Here is a 16,234-nt window from a genome sequence, read left to right as displayed (position 1 = left end):
CTTTTGAAACTCATCACATTCACAAACAAAGGTATTTACTGTCCGCAAGGGAAATTTTACATTGACCCGTGGCGACCTGTAGATTATGCGGTCATCACGCACGGACACGCCGACCACGCCCGTTGGGGAATGAAAAAATATCTTTGTCATCATTTCACAAAACCTATTTTACATCAAAGAATTTCTCCGGATATTGAATGTCAAACCTTGCAGTACGGTGAAGTTTTAGACATTAATGGTGTCAAACTTTCGATGCATCCGGCTGGTCATATCATTGGTTCAGCGCAGATTCGTCTGGAATATAAAGGTTATGTGAGCGTAATTTCCGGTGATTATAAAGTTCAGGATGATGGTTTGAGTACACCGTTTGAGTTGGTAAAATGCAATGAATTTGTGACTGAAAGTACTTTCGGACTTCCCATTTACAATTGGCTCGAAGTTCCGGATTTAAATAAAAGATTGCAGAACTGGGTTTTACGAAATCAGGAAAATAAGAAAACTTCTGTGTTCATCGGATATTCTTTGGGCAAGGCACAGCGTATTATGAAAGCCGTCGAAGGAATGGGAAAAATCCACGTTCATTACTCGATTGGAAAACTCAACAAAGCCTTTGAAGAAGTCGGAATCGTACTTCCCGATTATGAAGTTCCCGATTTCAGGGAAAGCATTAAACACGTTGCAGGCGACATTGTGATTGTTCCTCCGGCTTTGTTGGACAGCAATGTCATCAAGAAAATTCCTGATGCTGCTACAGCGATTTGCTCCGGTTGGATGCAGGTTCGCGGTGCGAGAAGATGGCGAAGTATGGATGCGGGTTTTCCGATGAGCGACCACGCCGATTGGAAAGGATTATTGCAGGCCATCAAAGCAACTGAAGCAGAAATCGTTCACGTTACACACGGACAAACCGAAGTTTTTTCTAAATATTTAAATGAATTGGGAATTAAGTCTGATGTTGTGGAAACTTTGTATGGTGACGATGATGAAGAGGTAGTTGAAAAGGAAGTTGTATCAGATAAGCAAGAAGAATAATTAAATCTTCAAAGTTTCCCTTGTACGTTAGAAAGCTCCAAAGGAGCGAAATGTTTGTAGTAATAAGGCAATAATAAAAGTTTGAGCTCCGTAGGAGCGGAACTCAACAGTAAGTTTAAAACGTCGAATTGCTCGCAGCCCGACTTGAGTGGAAATCCTTTTTTTGCATAAAATGAAACCTCAATTAAAGACAAAACGTCTTGCAAAAAAAGATTGGAACGGAAGGCGGATAAAGCTGCCCAAATAAAACAAAGATTAGAATGAAAAATTTCGCAGAACTCATCAACGCCCTCGAAAGCACGAATAAGACAAATGCTAAAATCGATGCCATCATCGATTATCTTGAACGTGCGCCTGATGACGATAAATTGTGGTTCATTGCCTTGTTTACGGGGAAAAGACCTAAGCGAAATGTGAACACCAACTATATGAAAGAATGGGCGTTGGAAATTACCCAACTGCCATTCTGGCTTTTTCAGGAAAGTTATTCTTCAGTCGGCGATTTGGGTGAAACAATATCGTTGATTCTTCCTCCTCCCACCGAAAAAATCGAAAAAACATTATCTGAATGGATGAATGAAATCATCGGACTTAAAACGAAAACTGAAGCCGAGAAAAAAGAATTTGTTCTTAATTCCTGGAACGGTTTGGATTATACCGAACGATTGATTTTCAATAAATTACTGGGTGGAAGTTTCAGAATTGGGGTTTCCTCGAAGACTCTGATTAATTCTCTGACCAAATTTTCCGGACAGGAAGCGAGTACGTTGATGCACAGTTTAATGGGAAAATGGCAACCTGATGAAGTATCATTTCAGGAATTGATTTCGGCTGAAAATATCAATCCTGACAACTCAAAACCCTACCCTTTCTGTTTGGCCTATCCACTGGAAAAAGAGCTGGAAGATTTGGGAAAACCTGAAGGATGGTTGATTGAGTATAAGTGGGACGGAATCCGTGGACAAATCATCAGACGAAATGACGAAGTTTTCATCTGGTCGCGTGGTGAAGAACTGGTTACCGAGCAGTTTCCCGAAATTGCCGAGACTGTAAAAGCGATGAAAGGCAACTTTGTGATAGATGGAGAAATACTTGCGGTAATGGAAGGTAATGTTTTAAATTTTAATGAATTACAGAAGCGTTTGAACCGTAAAACTTTAACTAAAAAAATGCTCGCTGAAATTCCGATTGAAGTTTTCGCTTATGATATTTTGGAACTGGAAGGAACTGATTTAAGGGAAAAGCCCATCTCAGCCAGAAGAGCAATGTTAGAGGAATTATTATTAAATGAAGAGCCGGGAAACATTAAAATTTCTCAGTCCATTGATTTTGAAGACTGGAGCAAATTAGATTTAATCCGGGAAAATTCAAGGGAAATCAACAGTGAAGGTTTGATGCTGAAACAGAAAAATTCTCATTATCATTCCGGACGGAAAAAAGGCGACTGGTGGAAGTGGAAAATCAGTCCGTTGACGATTGATGCAGTTTTGATTTATGCCCAAAAAGGAAGCGGACGACGAAGCGCCTACTACACCGATTACAGTTTTGCCGTGAAAAGTGGCGATAAATTGGTTACGATTGCCAAAGCTTATTCCGGATTAACTGACAAAGAAATAATGGAAGTCAGTAAGTTTGTCAATAAAAATGCGATTGAAAAATTTGGACCTGTCCGCACTGTGAAAGCCGAGTTGGTTTTCGAGATTGCGTTTGAAGGAATTGGCTTCAGCAACCGACACAAAAGCGGTGTGGCATTGCGTTTTCCTAGAATTTTAAGATGGCGGAAAGACAGAACCGTGAACGATATTGATGATATTGAGGAGATTAAGAAATTGATACAGTAGATTTGATTTAAACCACAAAAGTCACAAAAGTTTTTGTAATAGTTTTGATTAATGAGAATCAGAAGTTCAAAAAAGCTGATGCAAAAGGCTTTTTTGAACTTTAAAAAGTATTAATTAAAACTTTTCTTTTGTGACTTTTGTGGTGAAAATAAGAAAGTAAAAAATTAAGCATCTTCCTTTTTTGAACTTTAATTAGATATAATCAAAACTTATCTTTTGTGACTTTTGTGGTTACAGTAAGAAAAATTATGTGGTAAAAATGAGCAACTACAAAAATACCGAAGGCTTTAAAATCATTCAGAACTGGATGATGGAAAAGGGCAACTCGCCATTTAAATTTCAGGTCGATACGTGGAAGAAATTTGGCAGTGGCTATAGCGGAATGGTGGTGGCTCCTACGGGGTTTGGGAAAACTTTTTCGGTATTTTTAGCTTTGGTTTCTGATTTTCTTACGAATCCTGACCATTATAAAAAAGGGCTTAAAATGATTTGGATTACCCCTCTTCGTTCCCTTTCCAAAGACATCGCCAAGGCAATGCAGGAAGCGATTGACGAGATTGGTTTAGACTGGGCAGTTGGCGTAAGAAACGGTGATACAGACCCGAAAGTCCGCCAACAACAGGTGAAAAATATGCCTGAAATTCTGGTGGTCACACCTGAAAGTCTACATTTACTTTTAGGACAGAAAAACCATCAGCAATTCTTTACCAATATGCATTGCGTTGCAGTGGATGAGTGGCACGAATTGCTCGGTTCCAAACGGGGCGTGATGGTCGAATTGGGAATTTCACAGCTCTTTCATTATGTTCCTAAACTTAAAATCTGGGGAATTACGGCGACCATCGGAAATCTTGATGAGGCACAGGATGTTTTGATTCCTTATGATATTAAGAAAACAAAAATTACTGCGAAAGAACTCAAGAAAATAGATATCATTTCTGTGTTTCCGGATGAAGTTGAACTGTTGCCTTGGGCAGGACATCTCGGACAAAAATTAGCCGATAAAGTCGTTCCGATTATTTTAGAATCAAAATCGACCATCGTCTTTACGAATACCCGAAGTCAGAGCGAAATGTGGTATCAGCTTTTGCTAAATGCCTATCCCGATTTTGCCGGACAAATCGCTATTCACCACAGTTCGATTGATGCGCATCTGCGAATTTGGATTGAAGAAAATTTAAGTTCAGGAAAGTTAAAAGCCGTCGTTTCCACATCATCTTTGGATTTGGGAATTGACTTTAAACCTGTCGATACAGTCATTCAAATCGGCTCTGCGAAAGGCGTTGCGAGATTTCTGCAACGTGCGGGACGGAGTGGCCACTCCCCTTTTGAAACCTCAAAAATCTTCTGTGTTCCCACCCACTCTCTGGAACTGATTGAAGTTGCAGCTTTAAAAGAAGCTGTAAAACAGAAAGTTATCGAACCACGGGAGCCGGTGGTTTTATGTTTCGATGTGCTGGTTCAGTTTCTAATGACATTGGCAGTTGGTGATGGATTTTTACCGAACGAAGTTTACGAAAGAATTAAGAAAGTCTATACTTTTCAGGAAATCAGGGATGAGGAATGGAAAGCGATGATAGATTTCCTCACGATTGGTGGAAGTGCTTTAAAAAGCTACGAAGAATATCACAAAGTTGTCGTGATGGAAGACGGTTTGCACAAAGTGACTTCCAGAAAAATTGCGATGCTCCACCGGATGAATATGGGTGCGATTGTCAGTGACGCAATGCTGAAAGTTAAATTTATTTCGGGCGGTTACATCGGGATGGTTGAGGAATATTTTATTTCAAGACTGAAAAAAGAAGAGAAATTTATTCTGGCCGGTCGTGTTTTGGAAGTGGCAATGATAAAAGATATGACCGTTTTCGTTCGTGCTTCCAAAGGAAAAGCGCAGGCTCCGAGTTATCTGGGTGGAAGACTTCCTTTAAGTTCTAATTTAGGTCATTTTTTGAGAGAAAAATTATCCGGTGCATTAAACCCGAAAGCTTCTGAGAAGGAACTGAAATTTCTGCATCCACTTTTGGCGAATCAGGAAAAGCGTTCACACATTCCGAGAGAAGATGAATTTTTGATTGAATTAATTAAAAACCGCGAAGGGTATCATTTGTTTATGTACCCTTTCGAAGGGCGTTTGGTGCACGAAGTGATGGCGGCTTTGATTGCCTACCGAATTTCCAAACTGGCTCCGATTTCTTTTTCGATGGCGATGAATGACTACGGTTTTGAATTGTTCAGCGACAAAGAAATTCCTGTGACTGAAGACAATTTAGATAGAATTCTGACCAGAGATAATCTGATGGTTGATGTGATTTCGAGTATCAATTCAGCAGAAATGGCAAGCCGTAAATTCAGAGATATTGCGGTAATTTCGGGAATGGTCGTGCAGAATTTCCCAGGACAGCAACGTTCTAATAAAGCTCTGCAGAGCTCAGCCGGATTGATTTTCAAAGTGCTGGAAGATTACGACCCAAATCATTTTCTTGTGAGACAGGCCTACACGGAGGTTTTTAATATGCAGTTGCAGGAACAAAGATTGGTGGAAGCTTTTAAGCGGATTGAAAAATCGAAGTTTATTTTAAAATATTCCAATAAATTTACACCTTTGAGTTTCCCAATAAAGGTTGACAGTTTAAGACAGACTTTGACGAGTGAAAATCTCGATGCGAGAATTCAAAAATTAATTAAGCAATCCGGTAGAAATATTAAAGACGATTGAGTCGAAAGATATCCGTAAAGTTGTCATTCCAAAGGAATTTCAACGTTGCCGATATTAAAAAAATTAAGTTATTGCAGAATGAAAAATGATAAATTTAAATGAATATAGCGACAAAAGATATTACGATACATAACGAAATTTTTACCTTAACTAATCAACGCGCGCTATATTGGGAAAAAGAAAAAGCCTTAATTTTTTCAGATTTACATATCGGAAAAACCGCTCATTTTCGGAAAAATGGAATTGCTTTGGCCAATCATATTATGAAAAATGATTTGGAGCGTTTATCTATTTTAATTGAAAATTTCCAGCCTGATAAATTTATTATCGTTGGCGATTTGTTGCACGCAGGAAATAATTCTGACGTTGATGAATTTTGCGCGTGGCAAAATCAATATCCAGATATTAAATTCTGTCTCGTAGAAGGCAATCACGACAGGATTTCGAAAACTTTAGAGAAAAAATTATGTTTGGATTCAAGAAGTGCTTCTTTGGAAATTGATGACATTGCTTTTGTCCACGACTTTGACCGTTCAAATCCAAAATTTCAAATTACAGGACATATCCATCCAGGATTTGTTATCAATTCACCGGTGAAAAGAATAAAACTACCCTGTTTCGCCCAGACTTCAAAACAATTATTGTTACCTGCCTTCAGCGAGTTTACGGGATTGGATACGAAAAATATTCCTAAGAAAGGAAGTTACTTTGTCTTCACCGATTCTGAAATTTATGAAATTTAATTTTACAAATAAGAATCAACCCACTTGTAGATATCAACTGATGAAGCGATATTCAGTTTTTTTCTGATTCTGTTTTTTCTGTTTTGAACTGCTTTTGGAGTAACGAAGGTATAAGTTGCAATTTCTTTGGTGCTTAAATTGAGTTTAAGGTAAATACAGAAAATGAGCTCTGAATTCTGAAGATTAGGCTGTATTTCTGTTAGTTTTTCAAAAAAATCAGGATATAAACTTTTAAATTTACTCAAAAGACGCGGAGAATTTTCTTTCGCCAATCTTAAAATTTCATCTTCTGCTAAATTTTTCATAAAATGTTTTGAACTTAATAATTATATTTATTATTTAATTGTCTATAACGAGCTTAAAAGATCTTTACAAAACATAAGTTCTCAAGATTTTATAGCAAAATTCGCAGGTAGGCATTGAAATAATTATCAAATATATTAGATTTTTACAAAAACTTTTTATGATTGAAATCACGATAGAATAAATTATCTACCCTCATATTCTTAAATCATGTGGTATCTGTGTGGTATTATATTAATTCACTATTAATAAAAATTCTATTTTCTTTACATCTTATTAAAATAAACCGTTTTTAAAGCGTTTTTGGATATCCAATGAATGTTTTTTATTAAATTTTTATCTATTCAAATCTATGATTAATGAAGATCTTTTACTTTCCTATGGTGCAGATTATAAAAACTATAAAACGAATGATGTAATTTTTACCGAGGGAGATACACCATCTTATTATTTTCAGATTGTGGTAGGGAAAATCAAAATAAACAATTATAACGAGCAGGGAAAAGAATTTATCCAGGGAATTGTTTCTGCAGGTGAAAGTCCGGCTGTTACTGCGCTTTTCAATGAAAGATCGTATCCTGTAAATGCAGTTGCTTTTGAAGACTGTAAAGTACTGAAACTTCCAAAGCAGCAGTTTTTTGAATTGTTGAAACAAATACCTGAGCTTTATGAAAGTATATTGCCATCTATTTCAGAAAATATGTATTACCAATACATTATGATGCAGACAATGTCTTTTCAGAATCCTGAAAATAAGCTTAAAACCTTGATGAATTATCTTAAAGGTTATGAAAACAAATCTCCATATTCTTTCCAGATTCCTTTTACGAGACAGCAATTGGCTTCTCTTACAGGACTTAGCGTTGAGACGGTAATTCGTGTAACTAAAAGCATGGAAAAAAACGAAATTCTTAAAATTAAAAACAGGAAGATATTTTATTAATACCTTCCTTTAATTTTAATCAGATTTGTAAATTTATCCATTTACAATCGCTCCTCCATTTGGATGTAAAACCTGTCCTGTAAACTGCGCTGCTTGATTTGAAGCTAAAAACAGATAGCTTGGTGCAATCTCATCTTCTGTGGCATTACGTTCGAGTGGCGGTTTTGAGGTGTCTTCTTCATCTTCTCCAAAAGTTTCTTCTGTAAGTGGTGTTGCAACAGGTCCCGGTGCAACTGCATTTACACGAATTCCTTTTGATTTTGCCTGCAAAGCAAGAGATCTTGTGAAAGAAACGATAGCTCCTTTAGTTGCTGAATAATCCAATAATTCTTCGTGACCTTGATATGCCGTTGCAGATGTTGTATTGATCACCGAACCTCCTTTTTTTAAATATGGAAAAGCAGCTTTTGTAAGCAAAATCATTCCTATGATATTGGAATTGAATGTTGTTCTGATATTTTCTTCTTCAAGTTCCTCAATATTTTTTGAAGGAAATTGTGTTCCGGCGTTATTGATGAGGATGTCTAATTTCCCAAACTCTGCAACAGTTTTTTCTATAGACTCTTTACAAAATTTAGAGTCATTGACATCGCCTTGTAAAATAATTGATTTTCGTCCCAAAGAAATAATTTCTTTCATCACTTTTTCGGCACCTTCTTGATCGCTGTGATAAATAATTGCGATATCAGCACCTTCTTTCGCAAAAAGTAATGCTACTACTTTACCTATCCCGCTGTCGGCACCGGTGATGAGTACTGATTTATTTTCTAACTGCATATATCTTCTAATATTTTTATGGTATGGTTTGGTGTAATTTATTTATTAAAAGAAAATCTTTCTGTTATCAATTTTGACTGTATTTTCTTTTTCCATTTTTTTTATGGTTCTGATTACAGTTTCTACCCGAAGACCGGTGAGATTTGCGATTTGCTGTCTCGTAAGCTGTACCTGAAAAGATAATGGAATATCGTCTGAATGAAAACTTTTCAAATATTCCAGTAATCCTGTCAATCTGATAACCGGATCATGAGAAGCTAGATTCTGCATCATAATAAACTGATAATGCATTCTTTGAGACATACATGAGTTGATTTGGACTGATGTTTCAGGATGTTTTTCCAAAAGATTCAGAAAGTTGGATTTTGGAAGTCTAATAATTCTGCAATCTGTAATTGCTTCAGCATTAATAGGATATCTCTTGTCTATAAAAAGCATAGAATCACCAAAACTTTGACCATTGCCTAAGATATTATGTATAAATTCTCTTCCTTCTTTGTCCTGATTGTTTTCCTTTACTTTTCCGTCGACAATCTGAAAATAATACAGTGGAAGTTCCCCCTGCTCAAAAATTTTTTCTCCTTCTTTATAGGTTTTGATTTCACCTCCAAAAGATTTTAATAGATTCTCGTCTAGTTTAGTACAGCTAATAGTTTTCATATCATTTGATTATTATTTTTTTATTCAGTTTTATTCGACATATTTTGTGCCAAATCGCTTTCACAGGCAAGTTTCCGTTATAATTTTAATTTCCAAATCCTGATTATTTTTTCTTTAAATGAATTAACAATTTAAAATCTGATCAATTGCCGATGAATTAATTAATTTAAAATATTATATTAACAAATTTAAGCTAAAATTATTATGATTTGAATCATAATTGCAATGTATTGTTATTTACTTGTATGAAATTGAGGCTGATTTTAAAATATTTGAAAAAAAATGTACGTTTTGCAAATTTTGGAGAGATTTTTGAAGTTGAAAATTCGGAGTCGACAAGATTCTGCCAACAGAGAAATTACACCTTCTCTTTTTTTTATTAAAATCACACTTAAATATTAATATTATGTCAACAGAAAATCTTACGAACACAGAAGCAATCAAAAAAATCAAAGAACTTTCAGAAAAAGCAAAATTCTGTATGTTTGCAACCGATCTGGAAAGTCTTCCGATAACTTCAAGACCGATGGGTCTTCAGGAAACTGACGATTCAGGGAATCTGTGGTTCATCAGCAGTGATGCGAGTAACAAAAATTTTGAAATCAAAGAAGATAAAAGAGTTCAGTTGTTTTTTATGAATAACAGCGATTCTGAATATCTTTCTGTGTATGGAGAAGCAACAATTTATAAAGACAAATCTACCATTGAAGATAAATGGTCAGCGATGGCAAATGCATGGTTTGACGGTAAAGATGATCCGAATGTTTCTATCATTCGTGTGGAGCCAAAAGAAAGTTATTATTGGGACACAAAAGCTGGAAAATTGGTAAGTATGCTAAGTTTTGTTGCTGCGGCAGTTTCCGGTAGCAAAACTGATAACTCAGATGGAGTTGAAGGTAATGCAACGATCTAAAAGCTAAATTTAAAAACCTGATTAATCATGATTTTCGAAGATAAACCGCATATCGTCTTGCAAGAGAAAAGCAGTATGCCACAGGAAAATTTTAAATTTATTACAAATGTCATCAATTTTAATGGCGATAAGTCTTTTATTTTAAGCTCTTTACAAAGAATTAAAAATAGCACTTTATGCAAAATTAAGAGGAAAGCCATTAATAAATTTATTAAAGAATATGCTACCATTCATTTTGAAGGATATGTCGAAAATGATAGTCATACTCTGCATTCTGAAGGCTATCAATTGACTCCTGCTTATGCAAAACAATCTTACGAAAAAGTTCTGAAAGAGCAGGAATACCTAAATAGACTGATCACAACACTGGATAGAGATTAATATCCGGTGTTTTTGTTTTTAAATAAAAGATTATTTATCCGTTATAAAATTTTTTCTAGCCAATTCCTTTCTTACTCTGCTCAGACTTTCCGGAGTGATCCCAAGATAAGAAGCGATCATCCACTGGGGAACTCTCAGAAGTAAGTCAGGATACATTTTAATAAATTTCAGGTATCGCTCTTCTGCAGTTTCGCCAAGTAAAGAATTAATTCTGTCTTGTAAACTTTTGACATGTTTTTGCAACACTAGATCATTTTTTTCAATGCTATTTGGAAATTCGCTCAATAGTTTATTAAAAAAATCTCGTGGTAAAACTGAAATTTCAGATTCTTCAATAGCTTCAATGAAATAATTTGATTTTTCGCTGAAATAAAGACTGCTTCTGTCACCAATCAGCCAATTTTCGGGAGCAAACTGGATAATGTGTTCTTTACCATTTTTGTCAATAGAAAACATTCTCAAAAGCCCCGATTCTACAAAGTAAGTATTGCGGCAGATTTCTCCTTGTTGCAATAAGATTTCTCCTTTCTGCACCTTTTTTATTTCGTACTGCATACTGCAAAGACTCAGCCTTTCTGCGGGAACTTCGAGTACTTTTGCTAAATAAGTGGTCATATTGCTCATGAGGTAATCTGGCTTAAAGTGATATCCTGATGTGAAGCATCGTTGATAGCTTTACCATTTTCGATGACGATCAATTGCGGACTTTCGTGTCTGATTGCAAAATCTTCAGCAATTTTGTTGGAAATACTTCTGTAAGCCAAAAGATCAAGAAAGTATAACACAGCTCCTTGCTCTTCTGCTTCTTCAATTTCTTTTTCGAAATTTCTCAAGACTGTTTTGCTGATGAAACAGCTTGTAGAATGTTTGAAGATGGCAATTTTTCCTTCAAAAGATTTTTTTATAGCCATTTCCAAATCTTGCTCGGATTCTATGGTAATCCAAAAAGATTTTGACAGGCTTTCTTCCTGTTTTCCGCCAAAAATTTTATCAAAAAAACTCATACATTAAATTGTTTCAGGTGATGATTGAGGTGTTTGTATTCTAAAAATCCCCAGTCTTTTTCTTTCATAGCTCCGAAAAGCGCGTGATCTTGTGCCAAATTTCTGTTCTTGTAAGCTTCCCAATATTCGTTGAGAGTGTCTAAAAGGCGAAGTTTTGATTTTTCAAAATCACATTCAAAATTAACGATTACTTTTTGAAAACTCGGCATATTGGGTGGAATTCCGTTATTGAAAATCTGTATCTCTTTCTTAGTGAAAATCCCAACGGCTCTGAAAAGGAAATTAATCTTAGGAAGTTCGATCTTTTTTAAAGCTACCTGAAGAATAAGATCACAGTGACAAAGCATCTGAGCAACGTTCATTTTCCCCCATTTTCTCTGAGAATTTTCCGAAAGATGAGAAATCCTTTCAATTATTTCGTCGAAATCTTTTTTGTTATGAAGACTTTTTTTTACCAACCTTTTTCTTTCTTTAAGTTTTCAATATGGACAAAATGATGATTACAATGCCAAGAATATAACGCCAAATAATATCTCAAGTTATGGTCTTCAGATTTTTCAGGATGACGAAAAGTTCTTTCAAACTGTTTATTCGTAAGGGTTTTCAATAAGAAATACCATCTCTGATGAATTCCCTTCAACATTCTCATCGCCGGCTTTACAGGCATATTGATGCTGTCCTGAAGTTCTGCCCATTTTGCTTCGTCATAAGGTTTTATAGTCGGATTGTCTTCTGTAAGAGCCAATTTGAAACGAATAAAACTGTTGGCATGACTGTCTGCCAAATGATTGACAAGTTGTCTCACCGTCCAACCTCCATTTCTGTACGGAGTGTCGAGCTGTTCGTCAGAAAAATCTTCAATTAATTTTTTTAATTTTTCAGGAAAATTTTTAATGACTTTGATGTGACTTTCCAGTTCAATGTCGCAATTGGTGTCACCTTGCTGAAAATCTCCGATTGGGAATCTTTTGATGTCAATATTGTCCATTATTTTTTATGATTGTTAAAAGGTTCGATAAAATTACGGCATTTTCATCTTTCAAATAGTACAGCATTTTATTCTGATATTCGTTCTGATTAGAATAGATTAAATAATGATGCTTATACTTCTTAATTTCAAGATTTTTGAATAGTAATTCTTTATTGTTAAATTTTATTTTGTCAGTCAAAAACTGAACTCCACACAATTCAAAATTCTCGCCACTAATAATTTTGTTCAAATAACTTTGTGAAAGATCATCAAGATAATTGTTCCACAATTCATCAATAATATCATAGAATAACTGATGTTTTTCCTGTAATTTTCTACCGTAAAAAAGTTTAAAATTGATTTTGATTTCGTGATTCGAAATAGTTTTGATGTAAATCAAATATTCTCTTCCGATGTAGAAACTGTAGCCATTAATGAATTGAATTCCATATCTGATTCCTGTAATATCTTCCTTATTGATAACTGTAAATAAATCTCCTTTACGATCTTTATTTTCAAATTTGATAAAGTTTTTATCTAAAATCAATTGTCGTTTCCGGTTGTCAAATAATCCACGAACAATGGTAAATTCTTTCATAAATATTGTTTTCTGTGGCAACTGGCTTTGGAGCGTTTTTTAATTTTAACCTGCGTAAATTTATCAAAAAATTTGAGAATTCTAAGCATAAAAAAAGCCTCAGATTCTTTTAAAATTGAAGCTTTGATTCTTTTGGTTTTCTCACTAATAGCCGTGTAATTCGATACCTTCAGTTCTATGTAAAGTAACCTTCTTCCCCATTTTCTTCTGAATGACTCTGAAATGCTGTAATTCGTCATCGGTAAGAATATTGATAGCAGTTCCTTTTTCGCCTGCACGTCCTGTTCTACCAATTCTGTGAATATAATCCAGAGGCGAACGAGGCAATTCATAATTAATGACACATGGCAAAGATTCGATGTGAATACCACGACCAATCAGGTCTGTTGCAACTAAAATCTGTGCACCATTTACTTTAAATTCTTCTAAATTATTTCTCCGAGCGCCCTGCGATTTCTGACTGTGAATGGCAACAGCTTTTATTTTGTTTTTCTTTAATTTTTCAACCAGATTATCAGCAGATTTCGTTGATGAAACAAAGATCAAAGCTTTCTCAACCTTTTTTTCCTTAATTAAATATCTCAAAAAAGGACCTTTGTTTTCCGGTGAAACGTGATATGCCAATTGCTCGATATTGTCGATTTCGACTTCTTCTTTTTTGATTTCAATCAATGTAGGATTCATTGAGATTCGCTTCTTCATTTCAGAAACTTTGTCATCTAAAGTTGCAGAAAATAACGTTGTTTGTTTCATGACAGGCATCATCCCGAAAAGTTTGTTCATCTCATCGCCAAAACCTAACTGAAACATTTTATCAGCCTCATCAATCACTAGATGCTGAATTCCTGAAATACTTAATGCATTATGATCAATCAAATCCAATAAACGACCAGGAGTTGCAATCAAAACTTCGACCCCAAACATTCCTTTCATCTGCGGATTGATAGAAACACCGCCATAAACTGCCATTGTACGAATCTCACGCTTCAGATTTTCTGTAAAAGCTCTAAAAACTTCATCAATCTGAATCGCCAATTCTCGTGTAGGAACCAATATTAAAACCTGAACATTTCGATCTTTTTTAACTTCCGCATTTTGTAATTTTTCTAAAATCGGCATCACAAAACAAGCTGTTTTTCCGGAACCGGTCTGCGCAATTCCCACCAGATCTTTTCCCTGCAAAATAATAGGAATTGCCTGTTCCTGAATTGGAAAAGGTTTCAGATAACCTAATTTTTTAACAGAATGAATAATATTGCTTGATAATCCTAACGACTCAAATGACATAAAATATTGATTTGTTGCAAAGATAAGCTATTGATATTTGTTTAGATCGCGAAAGTGAAATACTGATTGTAATAATTTTAATAAATAAAGACTTTCAATTTTTTGACCTATTAATCCATATTGTTTGTCATTCCGGAGGAATCTACATATCGCAAATAAAGTATCGTAGAGATTCCTCCTGAATGACAGACTGGATGTTCATTTAAAATGTCGTTTTTATTATTTATAAAATCTTTGTTGAAAACTTTCAATCTAAATGCCGTTTTGTCCGATATTTAAAATTTGGATAAATTTTTGAGTATTTGATTTAAATAAATATTAAAAAAAATCAATCATAATAAACATGAAAAAAGCATTAATAATAGTCGATGTACAAAACGATTTTTGTGAAGGTGGAGCATTGGCTGTTCCTGAAGCAAACGAAATTATTCCCTACATCAATTCTCTGATGGAAGAAAACGATTATGATCAGATTGTTCTGACTCAAGATTGGCATCCCGCAAACCATAAAAGTTTTGCAAGCAATAATGGAAAAAAAGTGGGAGAAAGTATTATTTTAAATGGAGTTCCGCAGTTTATGTGGCCGGATCATTGTGTGGAAGGAACTTTTGGGGCAGAATTTCATCAGGATTTGAACAGAGAAAAAGTAACTCACATTATTCAGAAAGGAAAAAATACTGAAATTGATGCTTATAGCGGTTTTCAGGATAATAATCATTTTATGAAAACGGGTTTAGATGATTTCTTAAAATATCACGACATTCAATTAGTGGAAATTGTAGGTTTAGCAATGGATTATTGTGTGAAATTTACCGCAACAGATGCAGTTGCAAACGGGTATATTACTTGTCTACACTTCAATGGAACTAAAGCTGTCAACGTAAAACCTGATAATGGAAAAGATGCCATTTTTGAAATGATTCAAAAAGGAGTGACGGTTTTAGGATAGTTAATGAGTTTTTTTAGTTACTCAGTTATTTAGTTAATTAAATTAGAAATAAAAAAGACGCAGAAAATTCATTCTGCGTCTTTAATTTTTATAAGCTTTAAGTTTTTTTAAAGCATTTTCAAAGTATTCACTTCCAAATCTGTAAGGATTCTCCAGTGTCCTCTTTTGATGTTTTTCTTTGTCATTCCTGCGAACATTACTCTGTCAAGAGCTTCTACCTCATATCCTAATCTTTGGAAAATTCTTCTGATGACACGGTTCCAACCGATGTGGATTTCCATTCCGATTTCATTTTTTGGTTTCCCTTCGATGAACGAAATTTGATCTACAACAGCAATCCCTTCTTCCAGACGAATTCCTTCAACAATCAGTCTCATATCTTCATTGGTCAATTTCTTATCCAACGTTACATGATAGATCTTTTTGGCGTCAAAAGATGGATGCGTCAATTTCTTCGTCATATGTCCGTCATTGGTCAAAAGAATAACTCCCGTTGTAGAACGGTCGAGTCTTCCAACCGGGAACACACGATACGGAGATGCATTCGCAACCAAATCCATTACGGTTTTTCTTGCTTTATCGTCTTTGGTCGTAGAAATATAACCTTTTGGCTTATTTAAAAGTATATAAACCGGTTTTTCCGGAGTGATACCTTGTCCGTCGAAAACTACTTTGTCCGTTTTCTCAACCTGATATCCCATTTCGGTAACTACCTGTCCGTTAACTTCTACCAATCCCTGAACGATCAATTCGTCAGCTTCTCTCCTGCTGCAAATTCCTGAGTTTGCAATGTATTTGTTAAGACGGATCGTATCTTTATGAACATCTTTTTCAACCTTTTTGAATCTTCTTTTCTGTACAAAAGATCTTGCTCTGTCATCATCTCTGTCAGTTTTTTCGCTTCCGGGTTTTCTTCCGTATTTTAAGCTACCTCTTTCGTACTTTCCTCTTACATCAGAACTGCTTCTACCTTCACCACCTCTCTTGAAGTTAGTCTTGCCAAAAGACTTTCTCTCTTCACTTTGGTTGGATACGAAAGGTTCTTTTTCAGTTTTTGAGTATTTCTTTTCCATTCGACTCTCATAGCTTGTATCAGATCTCCTAGAATCGGGTTTTT

18 protein-coding genes are annotated in these 16,234 nt (G+C 35.2%); 8 read left to right on the top strand and 10 right to left on the bottom strand.

Going from position 1 to position 16,234, the window contains the following annotated elements; all coding sequences use genetic code 11:
* The first annotated feature begins 3 nt into the window (after nt 1-3).
* The 4 genes from NZ698_RS05205 (at nt 4) to pdeM (ending at nt 6,332) form a co-directional block, all read left to right on the top strand.
* Nucleotides 4-1,032 (top strand): ligase-associated DNA damage response exonuclease, encoded by a 1,029-nt coding sequence (locus NZ698_RS05205; protein ID WP_263002023.1) that lies wholly within the window; start codon nt 4-6, stop codon nt 1,030-1,032.
* Nucleotides 1,033-1,292: 260 nt separating this feature from the next.
* On the top strand, nt 1,293-2,873 hold the full coding sequence (locus NZ698_RS05200; RefSeq protein WP_263002022.1) for an ATP-dependent DNA ligase: 1,581 nt from the start codon (nt 1,293-1,295) through the stop codon (nt 2,871-2,873).
* Nucleotides 2,874-3,132: 259 nt separating this feature from the next.
* Nucleotides 3,133-5,589 (top strand): ligase-associated DNA damage response DEXH box helicase, encoded by a 2,457-nt coding sequence (locus NZ698_RS05195; protein WP_263002021.1) that lies wholly within the window; start codon nt 3,133-3,135, stop codon nt 5,587-5,589.
* A 98-nt stretch (nt 5,590-5,687) separates the two neighbouring features.
* Nucleotides 5,688-6,332, top strand: a complete 645-nt coding sequence (pdeM, locus tag NZ698_RS05190) for a ligase-associated DNA damage response endonuclease PdeM (RefSeq protein WP_263002020.1) — start codon at nt 5,688-5,690, stop codon at nt 6,330-6,332.
* A 2-nt stretch (nt 6,333-6,334) separates the two neighbouring features.
* Here pdeM and NZ698_RS05185 read toward each other — a convergent pair whose 3' ends face one another.
* Entirely contained in the window at nt 6,335-6,637 is a 303-nt protein-coding gene (locus tag NZ698_RS05185; RefSeq protein ID WP_263002019.1) for a helix-turn-helix transcriptional regulator, read from the bottom strand.
* A 350-nt stretch (nt 6,638-6,987) separates the two neighbouring features.
* Between NZ698_RS05185 and NZ698_RS05180 the strand changes: the two genes are divergently transcribed.
* Complete coding sequence (locus NZ698_RS05180) at nt 6,988-7,578, top strand: Crp/Fnr family transcriptional regulator (RefSeq protein ID WP_263002018.1); 591 nt, start codon at nt 6,988-6,990, stop codon at nt 7,576-7,578.
* Nucleotides 7,579-7,611: 33 nt separating this feature from the next.
* Here NZ698_RS05180 and NZ698_RS05175 read toward each other — a convergent pair whose 3' ends face one another.
* Both NZ698_RS05175 and NZ698_RS05170 read right to left on the bottom strand, forming a co-directional pair.
* A complete protein-coding gene (locus NZ698_RS05175) occupies nt 7,612-8,355 on the bottom strand; it encodes an SDR family oxidoreductase (RefSeq protein WP_263002017.1) in 744 nt (247 codons plus the stop codon).
* A gap of 45 nt (nt 8,356-8,400) precedes the next feature.
* Nucleotides 8,401-9,015 carry a Crp/Fnr family transcriptional regulator gene (locus tag NZ698_RS05170; RefSeq protein ID WP_263002016.1) on the bottom strand — a complete coding sequence of 205 codons (615 nt, stop codon included), beginning with the start codon at nt 9,013-9,015 and terminating at the stop codon, nt 8,401-8,403.
* Between the two features lie 406 nt (nt 9,016-9,421).
* On the opposite strand from NZ698_RS05170, the gene NZ698_RS05165 reads away from it, so the two are divergent.
* Both NZ698_RS05165 and NZ698_RS05160 read left to right on the top strand, forming a co-directional pair.
* A complete protein-coding gene (locus tag NZ698_RS05165; protein WP_263002015.1) occupies nt 9,422-9,928 on the top strand; it encodes a pyridoxamine 5'-phosphate oxidase family protein in 507 nt (168 codons plus the stop codon).
* 27 nt (nt 9,929-9,955) lie between these two features.
* Nucleotides 9,956-10,309, top strand: a complete 354-nt coding sequence (locus NZ698_RS05160; protein ID WP_263002014.1) for a hypothetical protein — start codon at nt 9,956-9,958, stop codon at nt 10,307-10,309.
* A gap of 30 nt (nt 10,310-10,339) precedes the next feature.
* Here the strand turns inward: NZ698_RS05160 and NZ698_RS05155 are convergent, their stop codons facing one another.
* The 6 genes from NZ698_RS05155 to NZ698_RS05130 form a co-directional block, all read right to left on the bottom strand.
* Nucleotides 10,340-10,933: a Crp/Fnr family transcriptional regulator gene (locus NZ698_RS05155; RefSeq protein ID WP_263002013.1), complete on the bottom strand. Its 594-nt coding sequence runs from the start codon at nt 10,931-10,933 to the stop codon at nt 10,340-10,342.
* Nucleotides 10,930-11,313, bottom strand: coding sequence for a bacillithiol system redox-active protein YtxJ (ytxJ, locus tag NZ698_RS05150; protein ID WP_263002012.1), 384 nt, complete (start codon nt 11,311-11,313; stop codon nt 10,930-10,932). The genes NZ698_RS05155 and ytxJ overlap by 4 nt, the downstream gene beginning before the upstream one ends.
* Nucleotides 11,310-11,771, bottom strand: a complete 462-nt coding sequence (locus NZ698_RS05145; RefSeq protein ID WP_263002011.1) for a DUF1569 domain-containing protein — start codon at nt 11,769-11,771, stop codon at nt 11,310-11,312. Before NZ698_RS05145 ends, ytxJ begins: the two co-directional genes overlap by 4 nt.
* Nucleotides 11,765-12,301 carry a YfiT family bacillithiol transferase gene (locus NZ698_RS05140; protein WP_263002010.1) on the bottom strand — a complete coding sequence of 179 codons (537 nt, stop codon included), beginning with the start codon at nt 12,299-12,301 and terminating at the stop codon, nt 11,765-11,767. The genes NZ698_RS05145 and NZ698_RS05140 overlap by 7 nt, the downstream gene beginning before the upstream one ends.
* Nucleotides 12,288-12,881 carry a hypothetical protein gene (locus NZ698_RS05135; protein ID WP_263002009.1) on the bottom strand — a complete coding sequence of 198 codons (594 nt, stop codon included), beginning with the start codon at nt 12,879-12,881 and terminating at the stop codon, nt 12,288-12,290. The genes NZ698_RS05140 and NZ698_RS05135 overlap by 14 nt, the downstream gene beginning before the upstream one ends.
* Before the next feature lie 144 nt (nt 12,882-13,025).
* A complete protein-coding gene (locus NZ698_RS05130) occupies nt 13,026-14,168 on the bottom strand; it encodes a DEAD/DEAH box helicase (RefSeq protein ID WP_263002008.1) in 1,143 nt (380 codons plus the stop codon).
* Between the two features lie 343 nt (nt 14,169-14,511).
* Between NZ698_RS05130 and pncA the strand changes: the two genes are divergently transcribed.
* Nucleotides 14,512-15,117 carry a bifunctional nicotinamidase/pyrazinamidase gene (gene pncA / locus NZ698_RS05125; RefSeq protein ID WP_263002007.1) on the top strand — a complete coding sequence of 202 codons (606 nt, stop codon included), beginning with the start codon at nt 14,512-14,514 and terminating at the stop codon, nt 15,115-15,117.
* Nucleotides 15,118-15,224: 107 nt separating this feature from the next.
* Here the strand turns inward: pncA and NZ698_RS05120 are convergent, their stop codons facing one another.
* Nucleotides 15,225-16,190, bottom strand: coding sequence for a pseudouridine synthase (locus tag NZ698_RS05120; protein WP_263002602.1), 966 nt, complete (start codon nt 16,188-16,190; stop codon nt 15,225-15,227).
* Between the last annotated feature and the right edge of the window lie 44 nt (nt 16,191-16,234).

Origin of the sequence: Chryseobacterium edaphi (genome assembly GCF_025628985.1) — a bacterium.
Taxonomy (GTDB): Bacteria; Bacteroidota; Bacteroidia; order Flavobacteriales; family Weeksellaceae; genus Chryseobacterium; species Chryseobacterium edaphi.
Note: the sequence above shows the minus strand (reverse complement) of the source record. Positions and strands in the feature narration are given on the sequence as shown.

What these genes read in the sequence shown, in the direction of transcription:
- ytxJ (WP_263002012.1), bottom strand. Translation starts at nt 11,313, where the DNA reads ATGAGTTTTTTTGATAAAATTTTTGGCGGAAAACAGGAAGAAAGCCTG.
- pncA (WP_263002007.1), top strand. Translation starts at nt 14,512, where the DNA reads ATGAAAAAAGCATTAATAATAGTCGATGTACAAAACGATTTTTGTGAA.
- NZ698_RS05120 (WP_263002602.1), bottom strand. Translation starts at nt 16,190, where the DNA reads ATGGAAAAGAAATACTCAAAAACTGAAAAAGAACCTTTCGTATCCAAC.
- NZ698_RS05140 (WP_263002010.1), bottom strand. Translation starts at nt 12,301, where the DNA reads ATGGACAATATTGACATCAAAAGATTCCCAATCGGAGATTTTCAGCAA.
- NZ698_RS05185 (WP_263002019.1), bottom strand. Translation starts at nt 6,637, where the DNA reads ATGAAAAATTTAGCAGAAGATGAAATTTTAAGATTGGCGAAAGAAAAT.
- NZ698_RS05170 (WP_263002016.1), bottom strand. Translation starts at nt 9,015, where the DNA reads ATGAAAACTATTAGCTGTACTAAACTAGACGAGAATCTATTAAAATCT.
- NZ698_RS05195 (WP_263002021.1), top strand. Translation starts at nt 3,133, where the DNA reads ATGAGCAACTACAAAAATACCGAAGGCTTTAAAATCATTCAGAACTGG.
- pdeM (WP_263002020.1), top strand. Translation starts at nt 5,688, where the DNA reads ATGAATATAGCGACAAAAGATATTACGATACATAACGAAATTTTTACC.
- NZ698_RS05160 (WP_263002014.1), top strand. Translation starts at nt 9,956, where the DNA reads ATGATTTTCGAAGATAAACCGCATATCGTCTTGCAAGAGAAAAGCAGT.
- NZ698_RS05135 (WP_263002009.1), bottom strand. Translation starts at nt 12,881, where the DNA reads ATGAAAGAATTTACCATTGTTCGTGGATTATTTGACAACCGGAAACGA.
- NZ698_RS05165 (WP_263002015.1), top strand. Translation starts at nt 9,422, where the DNA reads ATGTCAACAGAAAATCTTACGAACACAGAAGCAATCAAAAAAATCAAA.
- NZ698_RS05175 (WP_263002017.1), bottom strand. Translation starts at nt 8,355, where the DNA reads ATGCAGTTAGAAAATAAATCAGTACTCATCACCGGTGCCGACAGCGGG.
- NZ698_RS05130 (WP_263002008.1), bottom strand. Translation starts at nt 14,168, where the DNA reads ATGTCATTTGAGTCGTTAGGATTATCAAGCAATATTATTCATTCTGTT.
- NZ698_RS05180 (WP_263002018.1), top strand. Translation starts at nt 6,988, where the DNA reads ATGATTAATGAAGATCTTTTACTTTCCTATGGTGCAGATTATAAAAAC.
- NZ698_RS05155 (WP_263002013.1), bottom strand. Translation starts at nt 10,933, where the DNA reads ATGAGCAATATGACCACTTATTTAGCAAAAGTACTCGAAGTTCCCGCA.
- NZ698_RS05200 (WP_263002022.1), top strand. Translation starts at nt 1,293, where the DNA reads ATGAAAAATTTCGCAGAACTCATCAACGCCCTCGAAAGCACGAATAAG.